The following is a 17,099-nucleotide window of genomic DNA, read 5'->3' on the forward strand; positions in this document are numbered from 1 at the left end:
TGTGTTGAGGCATAAAAAAAGCGGCGCCTGTCAGGCGCCGCTTTTTTGCATCTACGATTCAGAAATCCAGCACAACCCCGACATTCACTCCCTGCTGCTTGAAGTCATCATCCTTGCGCAAGGTATAACCGCCACGCAGCGCCAGATCCGCCGTCAGCTTGTGACTGACACCCAGGCTCAAGCGGTTCAGGTGACTTGCCGGTGTGTAGCCTTCAAGGGTGAAGTCATTGGCCGGCAGGGTGTTAAGCGCGATGTTGACCTTCTGCACGTCATCTTCGTACTCACGCTCGTGGGCGTATTCGCCATACACCTGGGTTTGCGCGGTGAAGTTGTACTTGCCCTGAATGCCCAGGCCCAGGCGTTTCGAATCGCGGCTCTGGTCATCGAAGGTCAGCGCCGTAGCGCGGTTGCTCTTCTCCGAGTAACCGTCGACATCGACACTGGCGTAATCGGCGCTGACAAACGGCGACAGATGCCATTGGCTGCCCGGTTGCGCAATGTCATAGCCCAGGCGCGTGCTGAACGCCCACAGACTGCCGTCGGTATCGCCTTTCTCCGCGCCCTCGCTGGCGCCGAGGTCGAACTTGCGCTTGAGGTTGTCGTAGTCGAGTTTGCCGCCGGTCAGCGCCGCGTCGGCCCACCAGCGGTTCTGCTGGAACTGGGCGAACGCGGTGGCCATGTAGCTGTTGAGTTTGTAGTCGGAATCGTTGTGCCCGGCCTCGAGATTCTGCCGGTACAGACCGGCCGCCACGCCCACGCGCCAGGCCTCGCTCAGGCGATAGCTGCCGCCGACGTTGAGGTTGTAACCGTTGCCATCGGCACTGGCGCCGCTGCTTTGGCTGTCGACATCCAGATGCTGTCCGCCGGCCGAGACAATCGCGCGCCATTGGCCGACCGCTTGCCAGTTCTCCCAGTCTGCCTTCCATTGGTTGCGCAATTCATCCTGATGTGCACGCACGGTGCCGTGGGCCATTTCCGGTAGCAGGCTCAATTCCCACGGCGCAGCCAACAGCGAATAGGCATAATCGGCGATCAGTTTTTGCCCGGATTCGGTCGGGTGTACGCCATCGTTGTAGATCAGTTTGGTCGGATCCGGCGTGGCGCTGTTGATCCCGTAGCGGGCGTTTTCCGGGCAGTTATTGCCACTGAAGCAGGTCGCGGTGAGGTTCTGATCGGTGGCCAGACCGAAGCGTCCCGGGTCGGCGAAGACTTCCGAGAGCAGCACCGGAATGTTCAGCGGAATGACTTCAGCGTTGATGCCTTGCAGGCGCGTCACCAACTGACTGTTGAACTGGTTGGCGAGGGTGCTGCTGAACGCTTGCAGCGGCGTGCCGTTCAGAGCGGGTGTCAGGCCCACGTCGGGCAGCAGCCAGACCATCACGTATTTGGCGCCGGCGGTCTGCAGGGTCTGCACGCTGTCGGCCAGTCGATCGGCTGCGGCGTTGGCCTGGGGCAGGCTGAGAATGCGACCCTGGAGGAAGTCGTTGCCGCCCCCGGAAATGTAATACAGCGCATTCGGGTCGGCGCGAAAGCCGTTCGACGGCAGGTAACCGGCGCGGGTGCGTTCGCCGGTGGCCGATTGGCTGGTGATCGAGTCGAGAATCTGGTCAGTGCGATAGCCGCCGACCGCCCAATTGTTGCCGTCGGGCTGGCCGTTTTCCGCGCGCACCGCTGAGCTGGAAGAGGCTGTCTGGTCGGGCGAAAAGCCCAGGCGGCCGCCAAGCAACTGGGTGGAATTCAATGAAAAAACTTCGCCGCTGCCATCCTGATACACCGGCCCGGTACGGTTGGTGTAACGCTCGGTGGAGCCCGCCGGGCCGCCCGTGTCGGCGAAGGTGCCGGCATCGTTGAGGCTGTCGCCGAAGACGATGAAACTCGAATAAGGATTGGGCGCTGCATTGGCCTGGGCGCAGGCGAGTGCGAGCAAGCAGCTGGCCAGCGGTACAAACAACGTCTGTCTGATCATGAGCAAGTCCGTTTATTTATTGTTGTAGGTGAACGAAACGACAGTACCAAAAACTTTCGGCCTTTTGCCATCGGTCGCGAATCCCTCTGCCGTTTTATAACCCGCAGGCCCCGCCATATTGCACGCTCCGCCCAGCTAAGTTACTGTGCCGGAACGTATGAACGAGACCTTCCCCGTGTTGATCACCAGCAAACTTCTGGATCAAGTCATCAAGGCACACGCCCGCTGGCGTTGGCGCGCCTGAATCTTCTCTGCCGGCTCCGCCGGATCTGTATCGCTTTGCCTTCCTTGTCTGTTTGAAATGCCGCTGTGCTGGCGCCCTGTGCGCGTCCGACATCGCGCAGCGCCCTGCGGGCAAGTCATCTGAAGGCTGTCATCAAGTCAGAATTCAAGAGGTTCGAAACGCCATGTTGCTGATGATCGACAACTACGACTCCTTTACCTACAACGTTGTGCAATACCTCGGCGAGCTGGGTGCCGAGGTCAAAGTGGTGCGCAACGACGAGCTGACCATCGCCGAAATCGAAGCGCTGAATCCCGAGCGCATCGTGGTTTCCCCCGGGCCATGCACGCCCACCGAGGCGGGCGTTTCCATCGACGCGATCAAGCACTTTGCCGGCAAGCTGCCGATCCTCGGCGTTTGCCTCGGCCACCAGTCCATCGGCCAGGCCTTCGGCGGTGATGTGGTGCGTGCCCGCCAGGTCATGCACGGTAAGACTAGCCCGGTATTCCACGAGGACAAGGGCGTGTTCGCCGGCCTCAATCATCCGCTCACTGTTACCCGCTATCACTCGCTGATCGTCAAGCATGACAGCCTGCCCGATTGCCTCGAGCTGACCGCGTGGACCCAGCACGATGACGGCTCGGTCGACGAGATCATGGGCCTGCGTCACAAGACCCTGAACATCGAGGGCGTACAGTTCCACCCCGAGTCGATCCTCACCGAGCAGGGTCATGAACTGTTTGCCAATTTCCTCAAACAAACCGGCGGCACGCGCTAAGGACTTCCCATGAATATCAAGACAGCCCTCAGCCGTATCGTCGAACACCTCGACCTCAGCACCGATGAGATGCGCGATGTGATGCGCGAGATCATGACCGGCCAGTGCACCGAAGCGCAGATCGGCGCGTTCATGATGGCCATGCGCATGAAGAGCGAGAGCATCGACGAAATCGTCGGCGCGGTGTCGGTGATGCGTGAGCTGGCCGATCAGGTCGAGCTGAAAACCCTCGACGGCGTGGTCGATGTGGTCGGCACCGGCGGTGACGGTGCGAATATCTTCAACGTCTCGACCGCATCTTCCTTTGTTGTCGCAGCGGCCGGTTGCACCGTGGCCAAGCACGGCAACCGCGCGGTGTCCGGCAAGAGCGGCAGCGCCGATCTGCTGGAAGCTGCCGGCATCTACCTGAACCTGACTCCGGTCCAAGTCGCGCGCTGCATCGACAACGTCGGCATCGGTTTCATGTTCGCCCAGACCCATCACAAAGCGATGAAGTACGCCGCCGGCCCGCGCCGCGAACTCGGCCTGCGCACGCTGTTCAACATGCTTGGCCCGCTTACGAATCCGGCCGGTGTGAAACATCAGGTCGTCGGCGTGTTCACCCAGACGCTGTGCCGGCCATTGGCCGAAGTCTTGCAGCGACTGGGCAGCAAACACGTGCTGGTCGTGCACTCGAAGGACGGCCTGGATGAGTTCAGCCTCGCCGCGCCGACCTTTGTCGCTGAATTGAAAAACAACGAAATCACTGAGTATTGGGTCGAACCGGAAGACCTCGGCATGAAGAGTCAGAGCCTGCACGGCCTGTCCGTCGAAGGTCCGGAAGCGTCGCTGGCGCTGATCCGCGATGCCCTCGGCAAGCGCAAAACCGAAAACGGTCAGAAAGCTGCCGAGATGATTGTGCTCAATGCCGGTGCGGCGCTGTACGCCGCCGACCTTGCAAGCAGTCTGAAACAGGGTGTGGAGCTGGCGCACGACGCGCTGCACACCGGCCTCGCTCGGGAAAAGCTCGAGGAGCTGGGTGCCTTTACCGCGGTATTCAAAGTGGAGAATGAAGGATGAGTGTACCGACGGTTCTGGAAAACATTCTGGCGCGCAAGGTTGAGGAAGTCGCCGAGCGCAGCGCTCGGGTCAGCCTGAGCGAGCTGGAAAGTCTGGCCAAGGCGGCCGATGCACCCCGTGGTTTCGCCCAGGCATTGCTGGCGCAAGCGAAGAAGAAACAACCGGCCGTGATTGCCGAAATCAAGAAGGCTTCGCCAAGCAAAGGCGTGATCCGCGAAGACTTCGTACCGGCGGACATCGCCAAGAGCTACGAGAAGGGCGGGGCGACCTGTCTGTCGGTGCTGACCGACATCGATTACTTCCAGGGTGCCGATGCCTATCTGCAACAGGCGCGCGCCGCCTGCAAATTGCCGGTGATCCGCAAGGACTTCATGATCGATCCGTACCAGATCGTTGAAGCCCGCGCGCTGGGCGCCGATTGCGTGCTGTTGATCGTCTCCGCACTGGACGACGTGAAGATGGCCGAGCTGGCCGCCGTAGCCAGAGGCGTCGGTCTCGACGTCCTGGTGGAAGTGCACGACGGTGACGAACTGGAGCGCGCGTTGAAAACCCTCGACACGCCGCTGGTCGGGGTCAACAACCGCAACCTGCACACCTTTGACGTCAGCCTGGAAACTACTCTCGACCTGTTGCCGCGTATCCCGCGCGATCGCCTGGTGATCACCGAGAGCGGCATTCTCAATCGGGCCGACGTTGAGCTGATGGAAATCAGCGACGTGTATTCGTTCCTGGTCGGCGAAGCGTTCATGCGCGCGGAAAATCCGGGGATTGAATTGCAGCGCCTGTTTTTCCCGGAGCGTGGTGTGCCGATCAGTGGTTCGTCCCTCGACTGACCGAGTCGACCTCATTCGCGAGCAGGCTTGCTCCCACATTTGGAATGCATTTCCCCCTGTGGGAGCGAGCCTGCTCGCGAAGGGGCCATCGAAACCGCTAGAGATTTCCATGTTGCCGGAGCCTGTTATGTCGCTGCCAACCCCCCTGACCATCGAATCCGGCCTGCAAGCCGAACAGGACTTGCTGGCCTCGGTCTGCGCTGGCGACGCCGAATTCGGCCTGCTGTTCTGGCAACCCACCGACCGCGCGCTGGTCATGCCGCGCCGCCTCAACCGTCTCGCGCAATTCGACCACGCCTGCGAAGTCTCCGCTGCCGCTGGCTGGCCGGTGCTGTTGCGCGAGACCGGCGGCGAGCCCGTCCCGCAATCCGCTGCAACCATCAACATTGCCTTGGTGTATGCCCCGCCTCGCAGTGAAGGCGACCTGAACCGCATCGAAACCGGCTATCGCCGCCTGTGCGATCCGATCTGTCAGTTGCTGGATGAGTTGGGTGGCACGTCGTCAGTCGGGGAAATCGACGGCGCATTCTGCGACGGCCGTTTCAACGTCAATCTCGACGGTCGCAAGATGGTCGGCACCGCCCAGCGCTGGCGCCAGAGCCAGGGCGGCCAGCGTCCGGTGGGGCTGGTGCACGGTGCAATGCTGATGGATGACGAGCGTGAAGCGATGGTCGCCGCGGTCAATCGCTTCAATGAAACCTGCGGCCTGGAGCAGCGGGTGAGGGCGCAAAGCCACATCGCCCTGCATGAGAAATTCAACGCGCCACAGGCGCTGGCGCGTCTCGATGAATTGTTTCGTTTGATGCTGGCGCAGATCTACAGCGCCTGATGTACGGGCTTAGCGCGTACCGAAGACCACCATGGTCTTGCCCTTCACGTCGACCAGATTGCGTTCTTCCAGATCCTTGAGCACGCGGCCGACCATCTCCCGTGAACAACCGACAATCCGACCGATTTCCTGACGGGTGACTTTGATCTGCATGCCGTCCGGGTGGGTCATGGCGTCCGGCTGTTTGCACAGCTCCAGCAGGCAGCGGGCGACGCGGCCGGTGACGTCGAAAAACGCCAGGTCGCCGACTTTGCGCGTGGTGTTGCGCAGGCGTTGTGCGATTTGTCCGCTGAGCGCGTAAAGAATGTCTGGATCCTGCTGCGATAACTCGCGGAACTTGGCGTAACTGATTTCCGCGGTTTCGCATTCGACCTTGGCCCGCACCCAGGCGCTGCGTTCCTGCTCCTGACCTGCCTGCTCGAACAGACCCAATTCGCCGAAGAAATCCCCGGCGTTGAGGTAGGCGATGATCATCTCGCGGCCATCGTCATCTTCGATGAGGATGGTGACCGAGCCTTTGATGATGAAAAACAGCGTGTCCGAGCGATCCCCGGCGCAGATGATATTGCTCTTGGCCGCATGACGCCGGCGCTGGCAATGCATCAACAGCTTGTCGATGTTTTTGATTTTGGGTGTGGGGGTAATAGCAACCATGGTTGTATCCCGAAAAGACTGCACGGTGATGTTTGAGTTGTTATGAGGCGCTGAAGGCGGTCGCTACAGGGCTGACGAATTGGCGCCAGCGAATTGGCGCCAGCTTACCAGACACTTCGTCGTAAATTCGAGAAATTACCTACAGCCAGAAAGCATCCGTCCTAGGACGTCGTTCCTGTCGGGACAAAGCGCTGTGCTAAGCTGGCGACCCTTTTTTTACAGTGGAGTCTGGGCGATGAAGGCACGCATCCAATGGGCTGGCGAAGCCATGTTCCTCGGCGAATCCGGCAGCGGTCATGTCGTGGTGATGGACGGCCCGCCAGATGCCGGTGGCCGTAACCTCGGGGTTCGCCCGATGGAAATGCTCTTGCTGGGTGTCGGCGGTTGCAGCAACTTCGACGTGGTCAGCATCCTGAAGAAGTCGCGCCAGGCCGTTGAAAGCTGCGAAGCCTTTCTCGACGCCGAGCGTGCGACTGAAGATCCGAAGGTGTTTACCAAGATCCACATGCACTTCGTGGTCAAGGGCCGGGGCCTGAAAGAAGCTCAGGTCAAGCGCGCCATCGAACTGTCGGCCGAGAAATATTGCTCGGCGTCGATCATGCTCGGCGCGGCTGGCGTGGCAATCACCCACGATTATGAAATCGTTGAACTCGGCTGAACCGACATTCAACTATCATAAAAGCAGTGCAGACTCTGGCGATCCCCCGCTGACGTCTGCATAATGCGCCACTTTTTTCAGGGCAGTGATCGGTCAGCCGACAGGTCATCCGCCTGAACAGATAACCAAAATCGCCATCGCGAAGAGGTGTTAACCGTCCTACGCAGGTGCGTTGTTCGCACTTGACGGGCATGCTTGATCACGCGGCCGCGCCGCATACATAGAGAGTTTTTAACGGTGAAAAGCAAACTCAAGCTCCACGGGTTCAATAACCTGACAAAGACCTTGAGCTTCAACATCTATGACATCTGCTACGCGGAAACCCCGCAAGACCAGCAGGCTTACGTTGAGTACATCAATCAAGAGTACAACGCGAAACGCCTGACGCAGATTCTCACAGAAGTTGTCGAGATCATTGGTGCCAACATCCTGAACATCGCCAGTCAGGACTATGAACCCCAGGGCGCCAGCGTCACGATTCTGATTTCGGAAGAGCCGGTGACCCCGACTGACAGCCAGATCGAAGAATCGCCGGGCCCGTTGCCCGAAATCATTCTGGCCCACCTCGACAAGAGCCACATCACGGTGCACACCTATCCGGAAATCCATCCGGACGACGGTATTGCGACCTTCCGTGTGGATATCGACGTGTCGACCTGTGGTGTCATTTCACCGCTCAAAGCGCTCAACTTCCTCATTCACCAGTTCGATTCGGACATCGTGACCGTGGATTACCGTGTGCGCGGCTTCACCCGTGACGTTGAAGGCAACAAGCACTTCATCGACCACGAGATCAACTCGATCCAGAACTACCTCTCCGAAGACACCCGCGACGCGTACCAGATGACCGACGTGAACGTGTACCAGGAAAACCTGTTCCACACCAAAATGCTGCTGAAGAACTTCGAACTGGATAACTACCTGTTCGGCGACGCCACCAGCAACCTCTCGCCCGAGCAGCGTGCCCAGGTGACCGACCGTGTGAAACACGAAATGCTGGAAATCTTCTACGCGCGCAACATGCCGACCTAAGATTCCCGGAAACAAAAAAGGCGACCTCCTGGTCGCCTTTTTCATGCCGCACACAAAACCTCTGTGGGAGCGAGCCTGCTCGCGAAGAGGTCATCAGCACCGACACAGATCTCAGATCCGATAAGTACTCTTGGTCATCACCTTCGCCAACAAACTCATGCCGAACTTCACTGGCGCCGGAAAACGAAACCCGCCCGCATCCAACGCGCTTTCCGCATGGTGTTCTTCATCGATGCGCATCTGCTCGAGAATCGCCCGGGACTTCTCGTCCTCTGCCGGCAATTGCTCCAGATGTTCGTTCAAGTGCTTGCAGACCTGATGCTCGGTCGCCGCAACGAAACCAAGGCTGACTTTGTCGCTGATCAGTCCGGCCACCGCGCCGATGCCGAACGACATGCCGTAAAACAGTGGATTCAGCACGCTGGTGTGGCTACCCAGCTGATGGATGCGCTGCTCGCACCAGACCAGATGATCGATCTCTTCTTCAGCCGCGTGCTCCATGGCTTCGCGCACCTGCGGCAACTTGGCGGTCAGTGCCTGGCCCTGATACAGCGCCTGTGCGCAGACTTCGCCGGTATGGTTGATGCGCATCAGACCGGCGACATGGCGGGTGTCTTCATCGCTCAGTGGCGTATCCGGCTGCAGAATCGCTGGCGACGGGCGGTAGGGCTGGCCACTGGAGGGCAACAGAGTGCGCATCGCGGCATCGGCTTGCAGCAGCAGACGGTCTATGGGCGAGTAGTGACGTTGGGTAGTCATGCTGACCTCCGGGAAGAATCTCGGCGGTCAGTTTAACCGAATCGGCCGGCGAGGGTTTGCGCTGGGTCACTTGCTGGGCGGTCAGGCTTTTTTGTGGGAGCGAGCCTGCTCGCGAAAGCGGATTATCGGCTACTGAAGTGTTGAATGTAACGGCGCCTTCGCGAGCAGGCTCGCTCCCACAGTTGGTTGTCGCCAATCAGCCCGGCGGCCAGTTCATCTGGCGCTGCCCCAGCACGTGCATATGGATGTGATAGACAGTCTGCCCGCCAAGTTCATTGCAGTTCATCACCACGCGGAAGCCTTCTTCGCAGCCCAGCTCCAGTGCCAGACGCTGCGCGGTGAACAGAATGTGCCCGGCCAGCGCCTTGTCGTCTTCGGTCAGGTCGTTGAGCGTGCGCACCGGTTTTTTCGGGATCACCAGAAAGTGCACCGGAGCCTGTGGGGCGATGTCGTGGAAGGCCAGAACCTGGTCGTCCTCGTAAATGATCCTGGCCGGGATTTCCCGGTTGATGATCTTGGTGAACAGAGTATCCACTGCTGTTTCTCCGTTGAGTTGGGCTGAATCGAGTGTACCGCTTCGAAGTCGTGTTCCTAGCGGGGGCAGTAAGCTTTGTTGATCATGCCGACGATAGTGCGATTGAGCCAGCGCGAACCCAGTCGCGGCAGGAACGCCAGCCAGCGGTTGCGTCGTCCCGGAATGATAATGGCGCGGTTTTTATCCAGTGCACGTACGGCATGCAGTGCGACCTCTTCCGGACTCATCAGCGAGTGGCTGCTTTCGATCTTTTCGCTACTCATCTGTGCGGTACGGAAGAACGGTGTGCGCGTCGGGCCAGGGCACAGCACGGAGACTTTCACGCCGCTTTGTTTGAGCTCCACGCGCAGGGCTTCGGAAAAATGCAGCACATAGGCTTTGCTGGCGTAGTAGGTGCTCATCCATGGGCCGGGGCTGTATGCAGCCACCGACGCGACATTGAGGATCTGCCCGCCACCCAGCAGTGCCATGCTGTTACCCAGCGCATGGCAGAGGCGGGTGAGGGCGAGGATATTGACCTCGATGAGGTCCTGCTCGGTCATCCAGTCTTGCGCGAGAAACGGCCCGCAGGTGCCGATGCCGGCACAATTGACCAGCAGATCGATCTGCCGGTCGCCTTCTTCCAGCTCCAGCAAAAAGCCCGACAGGCGCAACGGTTCGCCGAGGTCGCAGGCGCGAAACAATACTTCGACATCGAAACGCTGGGTCAGCTCGATGGCGATACTTTCCAGCTGATCACGCTGTCGTGCCACCAGAATCAGGCTGCGGCCGCGCCGGGCCAGCGCTTCGGCCATGGCCAGGCCGATGCCGCTGGAAGCGCCGGTGATCAGAGCGTAACGGGTCATGCAGTTCTCCATCGCAACAGCTCCGCACCGGCGACGCGGTTGTCGCGGCAGGGAGCGCTGTTCATTCTTGCGCAGAGTCTACAGGGGCCTGCGCCGGTTCGGCTGCCTCGTCGGAGGAAATCGCTGGCGGCTCGACAACCTCAACTTCGTCGGTGGTCACCGAGCCGCTGTCATAGCTGCTCTCCAGATTGCTTTCATATTCTTCCTGCACAGCCGAGAAGCCGCCAAGCAGGCCGCCGGCAAAAATCAGTGCGAAGAATACGATCCACAACGAGCACAGCACTTTGACCGCCGTGCTGTTCGGTGGCGGCGGCGGGCCATAGCGGTTGGCGCCGGCATTGCCGGGTACGACCATGATCACCAGCGGGAAAAAACTGCCCACGAAGGGCACCAGATTCAACAGCCACAGCCAGCCCGACCAGCCGATATCGTGCAGGCGCTGAACGCTGAACAGAATGCTGACGATCATGAAGCCGAGGAACAGGAAGACCGCAAGAATGCCGCCGAGGATCAGGCCGGTAGTCGAGTCGCCGCTGACCAAGCCCAACGCAATCAAGGCGAATACGCCGACGATGGGCAGGGTCACCAGGCTCAAGACCATGGTCCAGGCCAGAAAGCGCAGGCGACCGATCCGGCCTTCGACGCTGAATGGCTTGAGCGTGGCGAACGGCGGCAGAGCTTCACCGACATTGGCGCGGGGTGGGGCGTAAGGCGAGTCGGGTTCCGCCACCGCTGCAGGGTTATCGTGGACATCCGCCAGATTCAGCTCGATGGCTGTTTCCGCTTCGATCCGCGCATCGATCCCGGTTTTGTTCAACGCCTGCAGATACGTCTGCGCATCGCTGTGAGACAAATCACGTTTGAGAGCGACGGTGCGGCCATTGAACAGGCGCTCGATGGCGGCCACATCGCTTCTGAACAGATCCGCCAGATTCAGTTTGGCGGTGGTGAGGTCGACGCCGGGCTGTAGCGCGCCGTCGAAGACGATCTTGTAACGGGTGTCGCTCATGGCCGAGGCATCCTTGTCGCGATTCATTTGGCAGCCAGTCTGATCAGGACTGGCCAGATATGTTTTTCAGCGCGGCCAGCGTTGTGGCAACTGTGCAGCGCGCGCTTGGGCCTGACGATATTCAGCGTCGAGCCGCGCGATCAACTGATCCACGCTTGGCAGATCACCAATCTGGCCAACACCCTGACCCGCCGACCACACGGTCTTCCAGGCTTTGGCTTCATCGTTGATCGGCTTGAGCTTGTCGCCGAAATTGACCTCGCCCTTGCCTTGCAGGGCCGCCATGTCGAAACCGGCCGCCTCCAGGCTCTGGCGCATGAAACTGGCCGGCACTCCCGACACCGCTGGAGTATGAATGATGTCAGCAGCCTTGGCTGTCAGCAGCATTTCTTTATAAGCGTCAGGCGCGTGACTTTCGGTGGTGCCGATAAATCGCGTACCGAAGTAGGCCAAATCCGCGCCGAGCAGCTGCGCGGCGAGAATCTCATGGCCGTGGTTCAAACATCCTGCAAGCAACAGCGTCTTGTCGAAAAACTCACGGATCTCGGCAATCAGCGCAAACGGACTCCAGGTGCCGGCATGCCCGCCGGCGCCGGCCGCGACGGCAATCAGCCCGTCGACACCCGCTTCAGCGGCTTTCTCGGCATGGCGCCGCGTGGTCACGTCGTGAAACACCAGACCGCCGTAGCTGTGCACCGCGTCGACCAGTTCCTTCACCGCGCCGAGGCTGGTGATAACGATCGGCACCTTATGCTCCACGCAGATGTCCAGATCCGCCTGAAGGCGCGGGTTGCTGTGGTGAACAATCAGGTTCACCGCATAAGGGGCCGGATTATCCAGCGCCGCCAGGCCCGCTTCGATCTGTTCCAGCCAAGCCTTGAACCCACTGCTTTCGCGTTGGTTCAGCGCCGGAAAGCTGCCGACCACGCCGTTGCGGCAGCAGGCGAGCACCAGTTCCGGATTGGAGATCAGGAACATCGGCGCTGCTACTACGGGCAGACGCAGACGTTGTTCGAGCAGAGCGGGCAGCGACATTGAGAACACCCCGAGGATCTGTATTGGTTGAAGTTAGAACGGCTTGACCACGACCAGAATTACGATAGCCAGCAATATCAGAACCGGCACTTCATTGAACCAGCGATAAAAGACATGGCTGCGGGTGTTTTCGCCACGGGCGAAGCGTTTTACCTGCGCGCCGCACATATGGTGGTAACCGATCAGCAGAACGACCAGAGTCAGTTTTGCGTGAATCCAGCCGCCCTGGCTGAAAAGGCTCGGGTTGAGGTAGATCAGCCAGCCACCGAAGATCAGCGTGGCGATCATCGCCGGGCCCATGATGCCGCGATACAGCTTGCGCTCCATGACGCTGAAGCGTTCCTGGCTGATCGTGTCGGTGCTTTGCGCGTGGTAAACGAACAGGCGCGGCAAGTAGAACAGCCCGGCAAACCAGCAGACGACGCTGACAATGTGAAACGCTTTGAGCCATAGATAGAGCATTTTTGGTTATTCCCTCATTCACGGTAGCCAGATAGTAGAGGCTTGAGCGTCCGCGCGTCACCTTGGCGGTTGTCGCAGGCGCGCGCGGCCCCTATTATCGACGGCTTTCCAGTGGGTTCGTTGAGGGCAGGTTTATGGTCAAGGTCGGTATCGTCGGCGGCACGGGTTACACCGGTGTCGAACTGCTGCGTCTGTTGGCACAGCATCCGCAGGCAGAAGTGGTCGTCATCACTTCCCGATCCGAGGCCGGTCTGGCCGTGGCTGACATGTACCCGAACCTGCGCGGTCACTATGACGGGCTGGCGTTCAGCGTGCCGGACGTGAAAACCCTTGGCGCCTGCGACGTGGTTTTCTTCGCCACGCCACACGGTGTGGCTCACGCCTTGGCAGGCGAGCTGCTGGCGGCGGGCACCAAGGTCATCGACCTGTCCGCCGACTTCCGTCTGCAAGATGCTGATGAATGGGCCAAGTGGTACGGCCAGCCACACGGCGCACCGCAATTGCTGGACGAAGCGGTCTATGGTCTGCCGGAAGTCAATCGCGAGCAGATCAAGAAAGCGCGCCTGATCGCGGTGCCGGGTTGCTATCCGACCGCAACGCAATTGGGTTTCCTGCCATTGCTGGAAGCAGGTCTGGCCGACGCATCGCGTTTGATCGCCGACTGCAAATCTGGTGTCAGTGGTGCCGGGCGTGGTGCCGCTGTAGGTTCTTTGTACTCCGAGACGTCGGAAAGCATGAAGGCCTATGCGGTAAAAGGTCATCGTCATCTGCCGGAAATTCGCCAGGGCCTGCGTCGCGCGGCGGGCAAGGACGTCGGCCTGACCTTCGTCCCGCACCTGACGCCGATGATTCGCGGTATTCACTCCACGCTCTACGCGACAGTAGCGGATCGCTCGGTTGATCTGCAGGCACTGTTCGAAAAGCGCTATGCCAACGAACCGTTCGTCGATGTCATGCCAGCCGGCAGCCACCCGGAAACCCGTAGCGTGCGCGGCGCCAACGTCTGCCGCATCGCCGTGCATCGTCCACAGGATGGCGATTTGGTGGTCGTACTCTCGGTGATTGACAACCTGGTCAAGGGCGCCTCGGGCCAGGCGGTGCAGAACATGAACATTCTGTTCGGACTGGACGAGCGCTTCGGCCTGTCACACGCCGGCATGCTGCCTTAAAAGCAGCTGCGAGCTTCAAGCTACAAGCTACAAGAGATCAGAGGCAAGCTTGAAGCTCACCGCTTGAAGCTTGCCGCTGCTCCTCTAATAGTTGACCAATTTTCTAGGACAAGCGGATAATGCGCGTCATCACGCATTATGGCGGCGTAACGCCGGGAGATAGTCAGCATGAGCGTCGAATCCTTCACCCCCACGGCTTTGCAATTCACTCAAGGTGCTGCGCACAAGGTGAAGAGCCTGGTCGATGAAGAGGGGAATGATCGCTTGAAGCTGCGCGTATTTGTTACGGGCGGCGGTTGTTCAGGGTTTCAATACGGTTTCACCTTCGATGAGGACGTGGCCGATGACGACACCATCGTCGAGCGCGAAGGCGTGAGCCTGGTGGTCGATCCGATGAGCTTCCAGTACCTGGCCGGTGCCGAGGTGGATTATCAGGAAGGTCTGGAAGGTTCGCGCTTCGTGATCAAGAACCCGAATGCCACCACGACTTGTGGTTGCGGGTCGTCGTTCTCGATCTGATCGCGCTTCACCGCACACAACAAAACGCCGCAGAGCCTTTCGGTTCTGCGGCGTTTTTGTGTCTGAAGCTTATACCGGGTAGATGGCGCCGAGTACGCGCAGGCCGCGAGCGCCGGTGACGCTTGGCCGATTGGCGGCGATGCCTTCGAGACAGCAATGAGCGAGCCAGGCGAAGGCCATGGCTTCTACCCAATCCGGATCAACCCCGTGAGTTGCGGTGCTGGCGACTTCGGTATTCGGCAGGAGATCCGCCAGACGTTTCATCAGTGTGGCGTTGTGAGCGCCGCCGCCACAAACCAGCAATTCCTGAGTGTCCGATTGAGCGCTTTGTAGCGACTCGACGATGGTCAGCGCCGTCAGTTCGAGCAGCGTGGCCTGAACGTCTTCGGCTGCGAAGGTTGGCAGGTTCGAAAGATGCTGTTCCAGCCATGGCAGATTGAAGACTTCCCGGCCGGTACTCTTCGGGCCTTTGGTGACGAAGAACGGGTCGCTGAGCAGTGCCGTGAGCAGGGCTGGTTCAACCTTGCCGATCGCAGCCCATTTGCCGTCCCGGTCATAGTTCTCGCCCCGTTGCCGGTGAATCCAGGCGTCCATCAGAACATTCCCCGGTCCGCAGTCGAAACCGGCTACAGGTTTGTTCGGCTCAATCAGGCTGAGATTGCTGAATCCGCCGACATTCAAGACTGCCTGGTTACCAGTACGCTCTTCAAACAACGCTTCGTGAAAGGCTGGCACCAGAGGCGCACCTTGGCCACCCGCTGCGACATCGCGACTGCGGAAATCGCTGACGACGGTAATACCGGTCAACTCAGTCAGCAGGGCTGGATTACCGATCTGCACGGTAAACCCGCGCGCCGGCTCATGGCGAATGGTCTGACCGTGGCTACCGATGGCACGAATGGCATCGGGCTTGAGTTGTTGTTGCGCGAGGAGGGTGTGAATGCCCGACGCGGCAAGTTCGACCCAGTGTTGCTGGGCAATCGCCGAGCGGGCGATCTCGTCGGGGCCGCTGGCGCACAAGCCAAGCAGCTCGGCGCGCAGGGAGTCAGGCATTGGCAGGTAGTGGGTGGCGATCAGTTTGATCGCCGAGGTCTGCTCGATCAGGGCGATGTCCAGCCCGTCGAGACTGGTTCCGGACATCACACCGATATACAGGGCCATGGCTTAGCGCTTGCTCGAAGCCAACATGGTGGCCTTCTCTTGATCCATGCGCGCCATCAACGGCTGGCTCTGCGCGAGGAAGCGCGCGCGTTCGGACTTGGCGATCGGATCGGCCATCGGCAGCTTCTGGCCCAGCGGATCGACGTGAACGCCGTTGACCTGGAACTCATAGTGCAAATGCGGGCCGGTGGAAAGGCCAGTTGTACCGATATAGCCAATGACTTGACCTTGCTTCACGCTGCCACCGGTTTTCACGCCTTTGGCAAAGCCCTGCATATGGCCATAGAGCGTACGGTAAGTGTTGCCGTGCTGAATGATCACAGTGTTGCCGTAACCACCACGACGACCGGCCAGCAACACTTTGCCGTCACCGGCAGCCTTGATCGGCGTGCCTCGCGGCGCTGCATAATCGACACCTTTGTGCGCGCGGATCTTGTTGAGGATAGGGTGCTTGCGGCCCATGGAGAACTTCGAGCTGATGCGGGCGAAGTCAACCGGCGTACGGATGAAGGCCTTGCGCATGCTGTTGCCATCGGCAGTGTAATAGCTGCTGTTGCCTTGTTTGTTGGTGTAGCGCACAGCGGTGTAGGTCTTGCCGCGGTTGGTGAAGCGCGCCGACAGGATCGGGCCGGTGCCGACAGCCTTGCCGTTGATGACTTTCTGCTCGTAGATCACATCGAATTCATCACCCTGACGAATGTCCTGCGCGAAATCGATGTCGTAGCCAAAGACACTGGCCATGTCCATGGTCATGCTGTGAGAAAGGCCGGCGCGGGCTGCGGACTGCGACAGTGAGCTGTTGATGACACCGTGGACGTAGGCAGTGCGAACGGTTGGCTTGGCGGTGACACGATTGAACGTATAGCCCTTATCGTTCTTGGTCAGAGTAATCGTTTCAATGTCGCTGACCTTGCTGTGCAGGCTGGTCAACTGTCCTTCCGGGTTGAGTTCGAATTCGAGTTTCTGGCCGCGCTTGAGTTGGCTGAACTGCTTGGCTTGCTTGTCGCTTGCCAGTATTTCGTGCACGGAGGCTGCCGGTAGGCCGACTTTTTCAAACAGGGTAGACAGCGTATCGCCTTTGGAAACCACGACCTCACGGTGCCCAGGCTCTTTTGGTTTCTCAGCAGGGGCTACAGGTGCCGGCGCGGTTTCAGCGGTTTGCGCGGCGTTTTCGTCGCTGTTTTCGATTTGTGCGAACGGCGAAGCTACGGGCTCGTTTGTGGCTTGAGTCGCATCAGCAGCGTCTTGATCTTGTGTCAGTTGTTCAGCAGGACTCTCCAGTTCAAGACTCAGAGTCGTCTTTTTGGCTTCAACATCGCTGGAGGGAAATACCAGCAGCGCCAGGCTGAGAAGGGCGGCGATTCCACTTGCGGCGAGCAGGTGGGTCTTCGGGTAAAGCGGGGGCGCTTTAGACGGTTCTGTGGTCATAGGTAATTTTTGACTTTGAAATAGATGAATTGGAAAAGATGAATGACATGATGAAGATGAAATAACTGTATAAAATATAACCAAATCATCGCTGAAGCAAGTCTACAGACCTCGGGTCTGTGGATTGGTGTCCGTGCGCCGGGCA

18 protein-coding genes are annotated in these 17,099 nt (G+C 59.5%); 8 read left to right on the forward strand and 10 right to left on the reverse strand.

The window, feature by feature from the left end; all coding sequences use genetic code 11:
• Window positions 1–58: 58 nt before the first annotated feature.
• Window positions 59–1,966, reverse strand: a complete 1,908-nt coding sequence (gene estP, locus KVG85_RS22485) for an esterase EstP (protein ID WP_217865088.1) — start codon at window positions 1,964–1,966, stop codon at window positions 59–61.
• Window positions 1,967–2,373: 407 nt separating this feature from the next.
• On the opposite strand from estP, the gene KVG85_RS22490 reads away from it, so the two are divergent.
• From KVG85_RS22490 to KVG85_RS22505, 4 genes are all read left to right on the forward strand, one after another.
• A complete protein-coding gene (locus KVG85_RS22490) occupies window positions 2,374–2,967 on the forward strand; it encodes an aminodeoxychorismate/anthranilate synthase component II (protein WP_041476683.1) in 594 nt (197 codons plus the stop codon).
• A gap of 9 nt (window positions 2,968–2,976) precedes the next feature.
• Entirely contained in the window at window positions 2,977–4,026 is a 1,050-nt protein-coding gene (gene trpD / locus KVG85_RS22495) for an anthranilate phosphoribosyltransferase (RefSeq protein ID WP_016772917.1), read from the forward strand.
• The gene (gene trpC, locus KVG85_RS22500) at window positions 4,023–4,859 is read left to right on the forward strand and encodes an indole-3-glycerol phosphate synthase TrpC (protein ID WP_217865089.1); all 837 of its coding nucleotides are present in this window, start codon (window positions 4,023–4,025) and stop codon (window positions 4,857–4,859) included. The genes trpD and trpC overlap by 4 nt, the downstream gene beginning before the upstream one ends.
• 127 nt (window positions 4,860–4,986) lie before the next feature.
• The gene (locus KVG85_RS22505) at window positions 4,987–5,688 is read left to right on the forward strand and encodes a lipoate--protein ligase family protein (protein WP_217865090.1); all 702 of its coding nucleotides are present in this window, start codon (window positions 4,987–4,989) and stop codon (window positions 5,686–5,688) included.
• Between the two features lie 9 nt (window positions 5,689–5,697).
• Here KVG85_RS22505 and crp read toward each other — a convergent pair whose 3' ends face one another.
• Window positions 5,698–6,342 (reverse strand): cAMP-activated global transcriptional regulator CRP, encoded by a 645-nt coding sequence (gene crp / locus KVG85_RS22510; protein WP_041476679.1) that lies wholly within the window; start codon window positions 6,340–6,342, stop codon window positions 5,698–5,700.
• A gap of 235 nt (window positions 6,343–6,577) precedes the next feature.
• Here crp and KVG85_RS22515 point away from each other — a divergent pair, with 235 nt between their 5' ends.
• On the forward strand, window positions 6,578–7,000 hold the full coding sequence (locus KVG85_RS22515; protein WP_016772921.1) for an OsmC family protein: 423 nt from the start codon (window positions 6,578–6,580) through the stop codon (window positions 6,998–7,000).
• 237 nt (window positions 7,001–7,237) lie between these two features.
• The gene (gene speD / locus KVG85_RS22520; RefSeq protein ID WP_024014530.1) at window positions 7,238–8,032 is read left to right on the forward strand and encodes an adenosylmethionine decarboxylase; all 795 of its coding nucleotides are present in this window, start codon (window positions 7,238–7,240) and stop codon (window positions 8,030–8,032) included.
• Window positions 8,033–8,143: 111 nt separating this feature from the next.
• Here the strand turns inward: speD and coq7 are convergent, their stop codons facing one another.
• The 6 genes from coq7 to hemJ form a co-directional block, all read right to left on the reverse strand.
• Window positions 8,144–8,791, reverse strand: a complete 648-nt coding sequence (gene coq7, locus KVG85_RS22525) for a 2-polyprenyl-3-methyl-6-methoxy-1,4-benzoquinone monooxygenase (protein WP_217865091.1) — start codon at window positions 8,789–8,791, stop codon at window positions 8,144–8,146.
• Between the two features lie 196 nt (window positions 8,792–8,987).
• Window positions 8,988–9,326 carry a histidine triad nucleotide-binding protein gene (locus KVG85_RS22530; protein WP_110603586.1) on the reverse strand — a complete coding sequence of 113 codons (339 nt, stop codon included), beginning with the start codon at window positions 9,324–9,326 and terminating at the stop codon, window positions 8,988–8,990.
• A 56-nt stretch (window positions 9,327–9,382) separates the two neighbouring features.
• Window positions 9,383–10,171 (reverse strand): SDR family NAD(P)-dependent oxidoreductase, encoded by a 789-nt coding sequence (locus KVG85_RS22535; RefSeq protein ID WP_122705753.1) that lies wholly within the window; start codon window positions 10,169–10,171, stop codon window positions 9,383–9,385.
• Window positions 10,172–10,232: 61 nt separating this feature from the next.
• Window positions 10,233–11,180 carry a DUF805 domain-containing protein gene (locus KVG85_RS22540; RefSeq protein WP_217865092.1) on the reverse strand — a complete coding sequence of 316 codons (948 nt, stop codon included), beginning with the start codon at window positions 11,178–11,180 and terminating at the stop codon, window positions 10,233–10,235.
• Between the two features lie 66 nt (window positions 11,181–11,246).
• Window positions 11,247–12,215 carry an NAD(P)H-dependent flavin oxidoreductase gene (locus tag KVG85_RS22545; RefSeq protein ID WP_217865093.1) on the reverse strand — a complete coding sequence of 323 codons (969 nt, stop codon included), beginning with the start codon at window positions 12,213–12,215 and terminating at the stop codon, window positions 11,247–11,249.
• 33 nt (window positions 12,216–12,248) lie between these two features.
• Window positions 12,249–12,677, reverse strand: a complete 429-nt coding sequence (hemJ, locus tag KVG85_RS22550; protein ID WP_016772928.1) for a protoporphyrinogen oxidase HemJ — start codon at window positions 12,675–12,677, stop codon at window positions 12,249–12,251.
• Window positions 12,678–12,811: 134 nt separating this feature from the next.
• Between hemJ and argC the strand changes: the two genes are divergently transcribed.
• Both argC and erpA read left to right on the forward strand, forming a co-directional pair.
• Complete coding sequence (argC, locus tag KVG85_RS22555; RefSeq protein WP_056786719.1) at window positions 12,812–13,846, forward strand: N-acetyl-gamma-glutamyl-phosphate reductase; 1,035 nt, start codon at window positions 12,812–12,814, stop codon at window positions 13,844–13,846.
• 168 nt (window positions 13,847–14,014) lie between these two features.
• A complete protein-coding gene (gene erpA, locus KVG85_RS22560) occupies window positions 14,015–14,365 on the forward strand; it encodes an iron-sulfur cluster insertion protein ErpA (RefSeq protein ID WP_007918905.1) in 351 nt (116 codons plus the stop codon).
• A 69-nt stretch (window positions 14,366–14,434) separates the two neighbouring features.
• On the opposite strand, the gene KVG85_RS22565 is transcribed toward erpA, so the two are convergent.
• Both KVG85_RS22565 and KVG85_RS22570 read right to left on the reverse strand, forming a co-directional pair.
• The gene (locus KVG85_RS22565) at window positions 14,435–15,526 is read right to left on the reverse strand and encodes an anhydro-N-acetylmuramic acid kinase (protein WP_217865094.1); all 1,092 of its coding nucleotides are present in this window, start codon (window positions 15,524–15,526) and stop codon (window positions 14,435–14,437) included.
• Window positions 15,527–15,529: 3 nt separating this feature from the next.
• Window positions 15,530–16,954, reverse strand: a complete 1,425-nt coding sequence (locus KVG85_RS22570) for a peptidoglycan DD-metalloendopeptidase family protein (protein WP_217865363.1) — start codon at window positions 16,952–16,954, stop codon at window positions 15,530–15,532.
• Window positions 16,955–17,099 lie beyond the last annotated feature (145 nt).

This window comes from Pseudomonas triticicola (genome assembly GCF_019145375.1).
In the GTDB taxonomy this organism is placed as follows: Bacteria; Pseudomonadota; Gammaproteobacteria; order Pseudomonadales; family Pseudomonadaceae; genus Aquipseudomonas; species Aquipseudomonas triticicola.